This window comes from Fibrella aestuarina BUZ 2 (assembly GCF_000331105.1).
GTDB classification, from domain to species: Bacteria; Bacteroidota; Bacteroidia; order Cytophagales; family Spirosomataceae; genus Fibrella; species Fibrella aestuarina.
Genome location: NC_020054.1, coordinates 3,767,946 through 3,780,967, shown reverse-complemented (window position 1 = coordinate 3,780,967; position 13,022 = coordinate 3,767,946). Strand labels below are relative to the sequence as shown.

General features: G+C 57.7%; 6 protein-coding genes. All 6 read right to left on the bottom strand.

From position 1 onward, the window contains the following. Window positions 1-15 precede the first annotated feature (15 nt). Window positions 16-4,167 carry a hybrid sensor histidine kinase/response regulator transcription factor gene (locus FAES_RS15320; protein WP_148289377.1) on the bottom strand — a complete coding sequence of 1,384 codons (4,152 nt, stop codon included), beginning with the start codon at window positions 4,165-4,167 and terminating at the stop codon, window positions 16-18. Between the two features lie 118 nt (window positions 4,168-4,285). Then, complete coding sequence (locus tag FAES_RS15315; protein WP_015332144.1) at window positions 4,286-5,116, bottom strand: 5'-methylthioadenosine/adenosylhomocysteine nucleosidase; 831 nt, start codon at window positions 5,114-5,116, stop codon at window positions 4,286-4,288. A gap of 19 nt (window positions 5,117-5,135) precedes the next feature. After that, window positions 5,136-6,407 (bottom strand): NCS2 family permease, encoded by a 1,272-nt coding sequence (locus tag FAES_RS15310; RefSeq protein WP_041257932.1) that lies wholly within the window; start codon window positions 6,405-6,407, stop codon window positions 5,136-5,138. Window positions 6,408-6,484: 77 nt separating this feature from the next. Next, window positions 6,485-7,843, bottom strand: coding sequence for a M24 family metallopeptidase (locus FAES_RS15305; RefSeq protein WP_015332142.1), 1,359 nt, complete (start codon window positions 7,841-7,843; stop codon window positions 6,485-6,487). A 198-nt stretch (window positions 7,844-8,041) separates the two neighbouring features. Beyond that, the gene (locus FAES_RS15300) at window positions 8,042-9,685 is read right to left on the bottom strand and encodes a RagB/SusD family nutrient uptake outer membrane protein (RefSeq protein WP_015332141.1); all 1,644 of its coding nucleotides are present in this window, start codon (window positions 9,683-9,685) and stop codon (window positions 8,042-8,044) included. 20 nt (window positions 9,686-9,705) lie between these two features. Next, window positions 9,706-12,894: a SusC/RagA family TonB-linked outer membrane protein gene (locus FAES_RS15295; RefSeq protein ID WP_015332140.1), complete on the bottom strand. Its 3,189-nt coding sequence runs from the start codon at window positions 12,892-12,894 to the stop codon at window positions 9,706-9,708. Window positions 12,895-13,022 lie beyond the last annotated feature (128 nt).

The window sequence follows — 13,022 nt, the reverse complement described above, 5'->3', positions numbered from 1 at the left end:
CGCTACCCTCTCTTATTACGTGTCGACTAGCGCCTCGGCGGGTTGGGTGCCGTACTCGGTGGGCGTCATCCCGAACTGCGCCCGGAAGGCCCGGCTGAAGTATTTGGGGTCGCTGAACCCCACGGCAAAGGCCACTTCCGACACCGACGCTTTCCGCTGTTTCAGCAGCAGTTCGGCCTTTTTCAAGCGGGTGGTCCGTAGCAGATCGATCACCGACAGGCCCGTCAGCATTTTCACCTTGCGGAACAGCACCGGGCGGCTCATCCCGATTTCGCTCACCAGCCTCGTTACGTTAAAATCGGGGTCGGCGAGGTGGCGGTCCAGCACCAGCATCAGCTGATTCAGGAATTTAGCGTCGGGGTGGTCGAGTTCCTGCGCCTGCGGTTGCAGCGTTACCAGCCGGTTGTATTTTGTTTTCAGTTGCTCCCGAAGCGACAGCAGGTTGCTCACCCGAGCCTGTAGCAGCAGCGGGTGAAAGGGCTTGGTGAGGTAGTCGTCGGCGCCGGTTTCCAGGCCCGTCAGCTGGTTATCGACGGTGTCTTTGGCGGTCAGGATAATCACCGGAATGTGGCTCGTGCGCGGATCCGATTTAAGGCGGTGCGTCAGGGCGAAGCCGTCCATGATCGGCATGGCCACGTCGGCAATGACGAGGTCGGGCAGCAACCGCGCCGCTTTTTCCAAACCCTCGGCCCCATTGGTGGCTTCGATCACCTGATACTGCTCACTGAACAAATGCCGCATGTACACCCGAATATCGTCCTGATCCTCCACGAGCAACAACATGGGTCGATCGCTGCTGACGACGACCGGCTGCGGCATCGGCGCGGGGATCATCACGGGGGCGGGCTCAAAAACCGGCGCGGGCGGCACCGACTCGGGTACGTGCCGGGGTACGTGGAGCGGCAGGGCAATGGTAAAGCGCGTAAAGCCCGGCTGTTGAGGCGTTGCCTGGCGGCTCTCCACGTTGATCGTTCCGCCGTGCTGCTCCACGATGTGCTTGCTTAACGCCAGCCCCAGCCCAAAGCCAGAATCGCGCGTTTTGGGCTGGTTGACCTGGTAGAACTGGTTGAATACGTGGTCGATATCGCCCGCCGAAATACCCTGTCCGGTGTCTTCGATAAGGATAATCGCGTTTTCCGCTCCGTTGGGCAGCGTAAAGTCCTGCTGTAACCGCACCGACACCGTTCCGCCCGTTGGGGTAAATTTGAAGGCATTCACCAAGAGGTTATAGACGACCTTTTCCAATTCGCCTCCATCGACCCAGGCGGGCAGAACGGCCACTTCGGCTTCGTTCAGTAGCGTGATGCGGTGCGTGCGGGCATGTTCGACAAACGAATCGGTGATGGTGCGCAGAAACTGAACCAGATCGACGCGTTGCGGTCGCAGGGCGATGTTGCCGGTCTCGTGCTTCCGAAAATCAAGCAGTTGATTGAGCAGCCGCAGCAGCCGGTCGGTGCTGTTTCGCATGATTGACAACTGCTTCTGAGCGACGGTATCCGTGGCGTATTGAGCGGCCAGCACCTCGATTGGGGCCATCACCAGCGTAAGGGGCGTCCGGATCTCGTGGGCGATTTCGGTAAAGAAATTCAGCTTGATCTGGTGCAGTTCCTGCTGCCGCGTCTTCTCGTCATGCTCGGCTTGCAGGTCGTGGGCCAGTTGCAGGCGATTCCGGTTAAACCCCGACCAGAGTTTCAGCAGCCCCAGAAACGTCAACACGTAAAACGCGTACGCCCAACCCGTTTTCCAGGGCGGTGGCAGCACCGCGATGGCCATTTCCAGCGGTTTGCCTGTCCATACGTCGTCGTTGTTGGTGCCTTTCACCCGCAGCACGTAGTCGCCCGCCGGTAGATTCATGTACATCGCCTGCGGTTCGCTGACGTAGTTCCAGCCTTTGTCGAAACCCACCAGTTGATAGGCGTACCGGTTTTTGGGTGAATTGATGTAGTTGAACGCGGCAAAATCCAGCGAGAACACATTCTGCTGGTACGTAAACGTCAAGCCCTTATCCGACTCCAGATTCAGGTCGTCGGTTACGCCCGATGGCTGGCCCGTGACGGGCTGATTGAACAACCGCAACTGCGTAAACGCCAGTCTAGGAGCTTTTGTGTTACGCCGGATGCTGTCGGGGTGAAACGTGACGATGCCGTTATAGCCGCCAAAATACAGGTTACCGCGCTCGTCCCGATAGGTCGAGTTGGGCGTAAACTCCTTGCAGATCAGACCATCGTGGCGGTCATAGGCAATGAACCGGCCTTTGTGAGGGTCAAACTGGGCCAGCCCTTTGTCGGTGCTGATCCAGAGGCGACCCCGGTTGTCTTCTTCGATACCAAAGACGGTGTTGCTGGGTAGCCCCTGCGCCGTGGTAAACCGCCGGAACGAGCGTTGATCGGGGAGCAGCAGGTTCAATCCCCCACCCCGCGTGCCGACCCACATCCGGTGTTGCCGGTCTTCCAGCAGGCAGATCACGTGGTTGCTGCTCAGCGACGTGCTATCGTCGTTTCGCTGGTTGTAACGGACGAAAGCGTTCTGGCCGGTCAGCTTCCGGTTCAGGCCGTGAATGGTGCAGACCCAGAGCTGCTGACGGCTGTCGATCAACAGGTTGGTGGTATTGTCAGAACTGAGCGAAGTAAGCCGGTTGGGCTCATTTTTTAGCGAGATAAAGGTTCTGGTTCGTTCGTCAAACTGGCAGAGCCCGGCAAAATAAGTGGCGATCCAGAGGTTCCCCTGGGCATCGCGTTTCAGGTCGTAGATATGGTCGTCGGGCAGCGAGCGGGGGTTGTGCGGTTCGTGCAGGTAACGCGTGACGGTCTGGCGGCGCAGGTCAATGTAGTTCAGACCTTTCAACGTACCCACCCACAGGCCATTGGGGCCATCGGCGAGCAGGCATTTCACTTTATCGTTGGTCAGCGACTGGCTTACCTTCGGATCGTGCCGGTAATGGTGGGCGATGGTTTTGTCGGCGTTCAGCAAAAAAAGGCCTTTGTCTTCGGTACCAAGCCAACGCTGATTCGGCTTGCTGGCGGCCAGCATCGGCCCCGAAATTTTAAACGGCGTTCGTCCCTGTCCATCGACGGGCCGGTAGGCACCAAACTGCCGGGCCAACGGGCTATACATGCCCACGCCACCGTAGTACGTACCCACCCAGAACGACCCGTCGCGATCCCGAAACAACGACCGCACCGAATTGTCGCTTAGCGAGCTGGGATCGATGGGCTGGTTCTGGTGCGTCGAAAACCGGCTGCCATCCTGCGCAATGATGTGGAGGCCCGTCATGGTGCCTATCCAGAAATTCCCCTGGCCGTCGGGCAACATCGTCCGTACAGTCTGCGTGCTCAGGTCCAGCCCAGCCGCAGGGTTCCACGAGATCACTTTACCCCGCGTTTTATCGAACAGCGCAATGCCATTTCGCTCGGTGCCAATCCAGAGCCGTCCAAACCGGTCTTCAGCAATGGCGTTGATGCCGTTGGAGGTGTTGTGGTAGATGGAATCGGCGGGGTTCAGAAAAAAATTGGTCAAATCAAACCGGCCCGACGGCGTGGGAACAAGCCGGGTCAGCCCCGCCGACGTACCTACCCAGATGGTCTGTTGCCGGTCCTGAAACAGCGTGCGGATGTTTTGGTGATTCAGGTCGCGGTGTCGCTGAGTCAGGTCGGCCAGGCGGTCGCAGCGAGTAGGGTCGGTGGTCTGTAGCCGAAAGAGGCCACGTGGGGTGCCCACCCAAATACGCTGCTGACGATCCTGAAACAGAGTATTGACGGTCGAATCGGCCAGCGTGCCGGTGGCGACAATCCGTGGCGTCACCCGTTCGAAATCATCCTGCTGTGGCCGGTAGCGGGCAACGCCTTTTGAGCTACCCACCCAGAGTTGGCCCCGTTTGTCGAGCAAGAGGCTGTTGATGATGTTGGAAGGCACGCTGTTGGGCACACCATTGCGCGGCTGATACACCACCACGTGCCGGGAGTCGTAGCGGTTCAGGCCATTGCGGGTACCAAACCACATGAACCCCTTGTTGTCCTGCGTGATGGTATACACGCTGCTTTGCGACAGGCCTTCTTCGATGCTGAGGTTGCTGAAATGCTTTACGTCCGTCTGTGCGGTCGCCTGCTGCCTCAACAGGAGCAACAGCATACCTCCTACCAACCCGACACCCCGTCTCCTGCTTTTCATTAACGTCTTGCTTACTCGTTACTACCTAGAAGCAAGATCATCCTTTAATCTAACAAAATAGTCGATCTGTTTTATTCTGTCTAGTGAACAGGTGGTGTAACAGCCACCCAAACCGTCTTTATAAGCCCTCGACCAGGGTCATGACCAGCTTAGCCGAATTGCGGGCGGCAATGTCGAGAAACCGCTGCATATCGGTGCGGGCGTTGCTGTTGGCTTTGTCGCTTAGGCTGCGAATGACCAGGCAGGGCACCTGCTCCTGAAAGCAGATCTGCGCCACCGCCGCCCCTTCCATCTCGGTAGCGTCGGCCCCAAAATCGCGCCGGAGCTCCGCTACCTTTTCCTCCGACGATACGAATACATCGCCCGTCACGATGGTCCCGACCACGAGCGTCGGCGGGCGGTTGGTGACGGGAATGGGCTCAAAGGTGATGGTTCGGGCCGCGGCCTGGGTACGTTGCAGCAACATCGAGTCGGCCCGGAAATAAAGCGGGTTGTCCTGTTTGGTGATACCGTTGCGCGTTTGCCGGACCGGGCGCGGGGGCACGCTCATGGTCACCCAGCCATAATCGTGGTGAGCTACCTGCCGACCGACGACAATATCACCCGGTTGCAGGTCGGGGTTTACGCCGCCCGCAATACCCGTGAACAAGACCCGGCTGGGCCGGAAATAGGCAAGCACAAAGGCGGTCGCGGCAGCGGCATTGACTTTGCCGATGCCCGTTTCGGCCACCACTACGCGCTGCCGCCCCAACCGCCCGGTCGTGAACGTAATGCCATTGATCACCTGCGTTTTCGGGTGCCTGAGCGATTGCCTGACGAGGCGTAATTCCGGCTCGAACGCCCCCAGCAAGGCCGTGACGGGCCGGGGTTTATACAGTTGAGCCTGCACCAAATGCGTCAGGGCAAGACAAAGCCAAAGGGCAAACACCCGAATGAGTACTCGATTCATGGTATATAGGTTGTATGTGTTAACTCAGCAGCGACAAGACGCAGAGCGCATCGACCAGCCATAGCCCGGCGGGAATCTCACGAACCCGCCCCGTAAACAGCCGCACGATGGTCCACGACAAAAAGCCCCACACAATGCCGGTGGTGATGCTGTAACTGAATGGAATCAGGACCAGCGCCAGAAACGCAGGCAGCGCCTCGTCGAGCCGGTCCCAGTCAATTTTGAGAATGGGTTTCATCATAAACGCCCCCACCAGCACCAGCGCCGGGGCGGTCGCGATGCCCGGAATCACCGACAATAGCGGCGACAGAAACAGGAAGGGCAGAAACAGCGACCCCGCCACAATGGCCGTCAGGCCGGTCCGCCCCCCCTGTGCAATGCCCACCGCCGATTCGATATAAGCCGTGCCAGGGCTTGTACCCAGCAGACCGGCCAGCGTGGTGGCCACGGCGTCGGTGAGCAGCGAGCGGTTCAGGCGGAGAGGCTCGCCCTGCTCGTCGGTGAGGTTGGCGGCTTCGGCCACGCCCACAAACGTGCTGATGCTGTCGAACAGATCGGTGAAAACGAAGGCGAAAATGACGGGCCAGAGCGTCCAGCGCAGCGCCCCTACCAGATCGAGCCGACCCAGCAGCGAAAAATCGGGGGCGGCGATCAGGCCCTGCCACTGCACCAGCGGCACCTCGCCACCCCACCAGCGGCCAATGGGCAGCGCAGCCAGCGTGGTCACCACAATGCCCAAGACAATGGCGCCAGGTACGTTCCTGATGAGCAGCACCGCCGTCAGCAGCAGCCCCAGCACAAACGTTAGTACGGCGGGGTCGGTCAGGTGGGCTGCACTCACGAGCGTAACCGGGTTTGCCACGATAAAATGGGCATTTTCAAACCCGATCAGCGAGATAAACAGGCCAATACCCGCCGAGATGGCGTAGCGCAGGGGTTTGGGGATGAGCCGTACCAACGCCGACCGCACGTTCAGCAGCGACAGCACCAGAAACAGCACACCCGCCCAGAACACCGCCCCCAACGCCACCTCAGGCGAAATGCCCATGCCCTTGACAGCAGTAAACGTAAAAAAGGCGTTGAGGCCCATACCAGGGGCCACCACGAGTGGGTTACGGGCGTACAGACCCATCATCAGGCTGCTCAGAAACGACAGCAGCACCGTGGCGGTGAGCACCCCCGAAAACGGCAGCCCCGCCTGGCTCAGAATAGCCGGATTCACCACGATGATGTACATCGTAGCCAAAAAAGTCGACACCCCGGCGAGTATCTCAGTTCGTTTGTTTGTCATAGCGTAGGACGTGGGACCGGGGGCGTGGGGTAAGGCGCCAATAAACCTCATGCCCCGGCCCCACGCCCCATGCTTTTTTACCGAACGTACCCGAGTGTGCGGGGGATGGTGTAGATCTCGGTTTGGCGGCCGTCGATGTAACGGAACGACTTCCCATCGAAGAAGCCGTCTTCTTCGAGCATAATCCGGACCATCTTTTTCCATTCGGGAATTTCCACGGCTGCGTTTAGCTCGATCGAATAGGCCGTGTTGGCCTGCAACGGGTAATCGCCCGAGCCGGCCACGCCTTTCTGCTGATCCCACAGCCCGATGGTGGGGCCTGCCGCGTGACCATGCACCCCGATCGGGTGCGAATAGATCGTGCCCCGGATGCCCTCTTTCTCCGCCTGCGCCAGCGCGCCCAGCAGTAGTTGGTTACCCGATTTTCCCGCCACAAACTGCTCAGTCAGAATGTCCTGCAAGCGATTACCCTGCTGAAACGCCTTCCGAATGGCCTCAGGTACGGCCGTTTCGCCGGGGCGGAGTACGTAGGCATGCTGTTGTTGGTCGGTGTTGAGGCGCAGGTACGTGATACCGAAATCAACGTGGAGCAAATCGCCGGGCATAATCACCTGCTTGTCGGGGCGTTTCGAGAATGTGCGCAGGTGCTCAAACTCCTGATTGTCGGCCCGCTGCACGTCGACCGTCGGGTGAAACCAGGTGTCGAGGCCGAGGTTGGTGATGCGCTGCCGGAACCACCAGACCACGTCGTCGGTGGTGGTCACGCCCGGCTGAATCACCTGCTCCGACAGGCCCTCCTGAATGATTTGGTGCGACAACCGGCAGATGAGCGGGTACACGGCCATCTCCTTCGGGGTACGTGTTTCGAGCCAGCCGACGGCCAGTTTTTCGGCCGACACAATGCGTTTCTGGTACTCGGCGGGCAGTTTTTCCAGAAATTCCGTTTGCTCGGTCGCCGTCAGGCCGTCGGCATGGGCATAATTGGCCGAGCGGTTCAGGCCAATCTTCTTTGGCTTCCGCTCCTGAATAATGGCGGCTAGGGCTTCCCACTGATTAGGCCGTACGTCGATGTCCCAGGCGCCTTTGAGCAGGTTACCCACGTCGTAGCGGGCAATGGCCAGCCGCTCAACCCCCTCTTTCGCTCCCCGGTCGAAGAACACCATGATGGTGCGTCGCCGCGCCGATAGCCAGGTGCTGGGCAGCATGGTTTTCAGGACCGGATCTTCGTTGTATTCGCGGGAAATGATGATCCACATGTCGATGCCTTCGCGGCGCATCAGCGTGGGCAGCAGGTTGGCGAAGCGATCTTCCAGCACCTCATCGACAAACTTGGCGCGTTCACGCTCCGACAGGATGCTGGTGGGGGTTAGCTCAGACTGGGCAAGCGACTGCTGCGCGACAAGAAGCAGCAAAAGCAGAGTAACGAATCGACGCATAGTAGAGAGGTTGGCAACGGATTAGGCAAGATACAGCCGCAACGCCATTTTTGACTTGAAAACCGGGTTTCTGCGGTACAAAGGCCCATTTTTTCAGTTCAGGCAGGGCGTGATGCACGTTGACCAGCCTATAAAAGGCGAAAGCCCGATCCAGAGATCGGGCTTTCGTCAGATACGTGTCAACCAGCAAACGCGGGTTTACTTCGGATTTTTGGTCGGGGCGCTATTGGCCGCGGCCGGGTTGTAAGCTAGTTCGTTGTCAGGTACGTCCCAGTAGTCAAGGAAGTTGTAGTTGATCGTCGCGTTGGTGTTCAGCTTACCCGCTTTGTCGATCACCACCGCACCCTTCCGGCCATCGGTAATCACGCCCCAGCGGCGGGCATCGTAGAACGACAGCGACCGGAACGCAAGGGCCACCCGGCGTTCTTTCCGCAGTTCTTCCAGTGCCTGCGCCTGCGTCAGGCCCGACAGCGTGGCCAGCCCCGCGCCCTGATACGTCCGAACGGCGTCGATCGAGCTAAGCCCACCGGCGATGTCGTTGGTGTACAGTTTGGCCTCGGCCTTCATCAGTTCGTTTTCTTCGTACGTACCCGCCAGATACAGTTCGTAACCGCCCACGTCCTGGTTGCTCAGCACGACAACGCCCGCCTGTCCTTTGCCTTTGTTGACCAGTTGCCAGCGCGTGTTGAACGAGTTACCCCGGTCGGTATTGAACAGCGCCGGTGCCGCCAGTTGCGTGAAGTTGTTGCTCAGCCGCTTGTCGCCCGCCGGAAAGTCCTGAATCAGTCGCTCGCTGATCTTGTAGGTCGTTGAGGTCGGTACGCCCGTCGATTTTAACGCGATGGTACCGTTCAGGGAATTGATGAAGTCGGCATTATCATTAGAGCGCCCCGTAAACGTATTGTCCGAAGCGGTCATTCCCGCGTTCGTCAGCGTCAGAATCTGTCCCCACTGCGCAGCCGTCATTGACTTGGCCGGTGTATTGACCAGGATATTGCGGGCTTTCATGGTGTTGATGTTCCGAATCCACATGGCCGGTGTAGGCACCACTCCTTTACCAACCCGGTTAAATGCCGGAATCAGTCCCTCCAGAACGGTCCGGTAGTTGGTGTCGCCGCTACCCAGGACGTTTAGCGCCGTCACGGCCAGATCAAAGTTTTTCGTAGCCTCCTCGATGATTTTCTCTTTCGATACGTAGTTGCCGTTGGTCACACCCACTTTGTCGTTGATGATACCCGCGTAGTAGATTGACCCGATGCGCGAGTAGGCATAGCCCTTCCACCAATACGCCCAGGCTTTCAGCGTGTTCAGCTTCGTGGCCTGCGCGGCCGCATCACCGCTGAACGTTGTTTTCGACGCAATGTCGAGTACGCTGTTCATACCATTATTCAGGTTGTACATGTAGGCCCATTCGTAGAACAGCGGGTTGGCCCCGGCGTTGGCATTCACATTGATGGTGCGGATCAACGCAATCTGCGTTGGGATCGAGCTGGGGTTAGCCACTTTCGTCCCATCATCGAGTGTCACCAGGTCCGGCATCCCGATCTGGTTGCCGTACTGATTAGCGGCTTCTTCGCCAACCACATCGCCCATCAGTTCGTGGAAACCCATGGCGCCTGTCCAGAATCCGCCGGGTACGCCATCATAATATTTGATACCAGCGCTGGTACCCATGCCGTTTACGTAAACCGTTCCCTGGCCCAGCGAAATAACCCCGATTTCGCTGGCGGCGCTGCCGGGCGTTGGCTGGTTAGGGTTTTTGACGTCAAGCTGCTCTTTGCAGGCCCCCATCGTACCGATCACGGCCAGCGCGAAGGCGGTCTTTTTTAGTGTTGATTTCATCGATGCTGTACGGTAGATGATTAAAAGCCGAAATTGAGGCCAACCTGGTACGAACGCAGGTTAGGCATGGTGTTGTGGTCGGTTCCGCGGTCCCAGGCTGAGTTCTCGTTGCCCGTCGTCTGCCCTGAGCTTACTTCGGGGTCCATGCCAGTGTACTTGGTCCAGGTCAGCAGGTTGCGGCCGCTCAGTTGCAGTTGCAGGTTGCGGAACGGAATGCGGGGCAGCAGTTTGCTCACGTTCAGGCTCAGTGCTACGTTCCGCAAGCGCACAAAGGAGGCATCTTCGTAGAAGTAATCTTTCGTCCCGTTGTTAGCACCCGCCTGATACACGCCGCGGTAGAAGGCCGTCCAGGCCCCTGTTTGCCCATTGATGGTGATCGGGTTGGCATAATCCGAGTGAATCCCATCGCGGTACATCCATGACTTGGTCTGGTTGTAGATATGGCTGCCGTGCGTCCAGTCGAATTGCACGTTCAGGGTCACGATGTCGCGGAAGGAGAAATCGTTGATGAACGACGAGGTGAACGTCGGGTTGGGGTCACCGAGGCTGTACTGCTTTGAGCTGAAAAGCGGCTGTTTCGTATTCTTGTTCACGACGAAGCCGTTACTAGCCACTTCATACAACCCTTTGTTAGCTTCCGAGATAGCGGGGCTTCCGTCGGGCAGGATCTGATTCAAGTCGCGGATGGCCACGAACCCGAACAATTGACCAATTTTTTCGCCAGCGCGCAACACGTAGTTGGTGCTACCGGCCGCCGATGTCACCACAATTTCGCCGTTGCCTTTCACCGCCGTGATTTCCGACGTCTGCCGTCCGAAGTTGACCAGCAGGTTCCAGTTGAAATCCTGGCTCTTGTAGACCGTCGTGTTTAGTGAGAATTGCAGACCGTGCGAAGCAAGCGAGAACGCGTTGTCTTTCAGCGTGCCAATGCCCGACGAAGGGGCCGTATCTACGTTGTAGATGGCATTATCCGTGTTTCGTTTCCAGTAGCTGAACGAGAAGTTCAGTTTCCGCAACCAAGCGCCATTGCCTCCTTTGAGCGCGAAGTCAGTACCAAATTCGGTTTCACGCGATACTTCCACGCTCAGGTCGGGGTTATTTTGCGCCGGGCTGTAGTAAAACACGTTATTGGTACCCAGCGTACGGGTGGCCAAGGTTACGTAGCGGTCGAAGGGGCGGGGCTGGATACCAGCCTCACCGTAGGCCGCCCGAATTTTGAACTCCGGCAGCACCTGTCCCAGCCCGCTGTTTTGCCAGAAATTAAACGACGAAGGCCGGATGTATACACTCCCCGCCGGGAAGGTGAAGGGCGTTGACCCCCGACCGAATGCCGACGAATAATCGCTACGAATCGTACCGGTGATTCCTCCGTATTCACCATACTCGATTTGCTGACTCGCCAAGACACCGTACGTAACGAACGGCGTAGTGCGGTCGGCAGTCGTCCGGAACGTACCTGCCTGCGCCATAGTGAAGGGCGAATAGAGTGGCAAACCGGTCCCGTACGTAAAAAACTCTTTATACACGTTCTTGCGATAATCAACACCCACCAAAGTCGACGTCCGAATGGGCACGCTCAGCTTGAAATCTTCCTGAAAATCCGTCTTGAATGTTGCGCTGGCAAAGGCATTCTGGAAGATGGTTTTGTAATTATAATCGCTGATTTCCCCTTTGGCGTCCGGTGCGTTGAGGCCGTCGTAGTACGTCGGGTTCACAACGATGTTGCGGTTCTGCGTCTGGTTGGGGAAGATGTAGCGGTCGTCTTCTGTTTGGTAGTTGATCCCGTAGCGAGCGTTCAGATCCAAAAACTTGATCGGCTGATAGGTCAGGTTCATGCTTTGCAGCAGGTCGATCTTGTTGTCGGCGTGGGTACGTGTCTGCAGGTAGTAGTTCGGATTGTAGCCGTTTACGCCCGACGCGCTGCCGAAATAGGGCGCGTAGTTTCCATCGGGGTCTACATAGTCGTAATCCGCGAAAGGCCGGGTGTTGTTCAGTGAATAGATGAGCGTCCGGTCACTCACTTTCAGCGTGTTGCGCGTGTAAGCCAGCTGCGTAATCGCCCGTAGTTTCAGGTTCTTTGCCAGCGTTACCCCGACGTTGCTCACCAGGTTGGTCCGGTTAAAGTCCCCGTTATTCTTGATGTTGCTCGTCTGGTAGTTGTTGGACAGCGTGACGCTAAAGTCCGAATTAGCCCCGCCCCCCGACACGTTGACCGAGTTGTTGACAGTCTGCGACGGCCGGAAGAACATGGCATAGTGGTCATAGTACTTCAGGTTCTGATTGTACGGCTTGTTGGCGTTACTGTTGACGTCGAGGGCATTGTACTGCACGTTTTCCGTCCAGGTCGTTGTGGCGGGATCCAGCGTGATGGGTTTGCCCGACGACCCGATGACGTTATTACTGGCGTCGGTTACAAACGCGTGCATATCGGCTTTGCGCACGTTACCGATGTTCAGGTACTCGTTGCTCGCGTAACTGTTGTTGAAGCTGATTCGCACCGGCCCTTCCTGCCCTTTCTTCGAGAAGAGTTGAATAACGCCGTTGGCGCCCTGCGCCCCATAGAGCGTTGATGCCGCTGCCCCCTGCACCACTTCCACGCGGTCGATGCTGCTTAGGTCCAGCGTATTCAGATCGGTCGCACCTACCTGAATTCCGTCGAGCAGGACGATGGGGGCCGTTCCCCGGTTTACGGTATTAATGCCGCGCAGCAGAATGTTGGCCCGTGCTCCCGGCGTCCCATTGGCTGATACGATCTGGGCGCCGGCGATCTTACCGACCAAGGCCTGATCGATAGAAGCCGTGGGTGCAGGCGGCAGGTCTTTAGCCGACACCGACTCGACCGCGATGCCCAGCTTGGTCTTGCTGGTAGCAACACCCACACCAGTCACCACTACTTCACTCAACTGACGGGCATCCGTAACCAGACGAACGTTGACGACCGACTGGTTGCCCACTTCAATTTCCTGGGTAACGGTGCCGACAAAGCTGACAATCAGCTTCCCTCCTTTTTCGGGAACCATCATGCTGAAGTTCCCTTCGGCATCGGTGTTGGCCCCCCGTGTGGTTCCTTTTAAGACAATAGACGCGCCCGGTATGGCACCTCCATCGCCGTCCGCGGTAACTCGTCCCGTAATTTTTCGCTCCTGAGCCCAGCCAGCAGACCAAGTTGCACACACCAATAAGATGCTCAGCAGTAGCAATCTTCTCATCTGAAGTGTTTTTGTTTAAGTGTAACTACGCAATCTACTTAGCAAATCTATTTAACGGATGCAAACAATCCAATCACCATAGAATCTGAAGCCTTATTTTATTTTAAATAATTCTATTGAATCAGAAT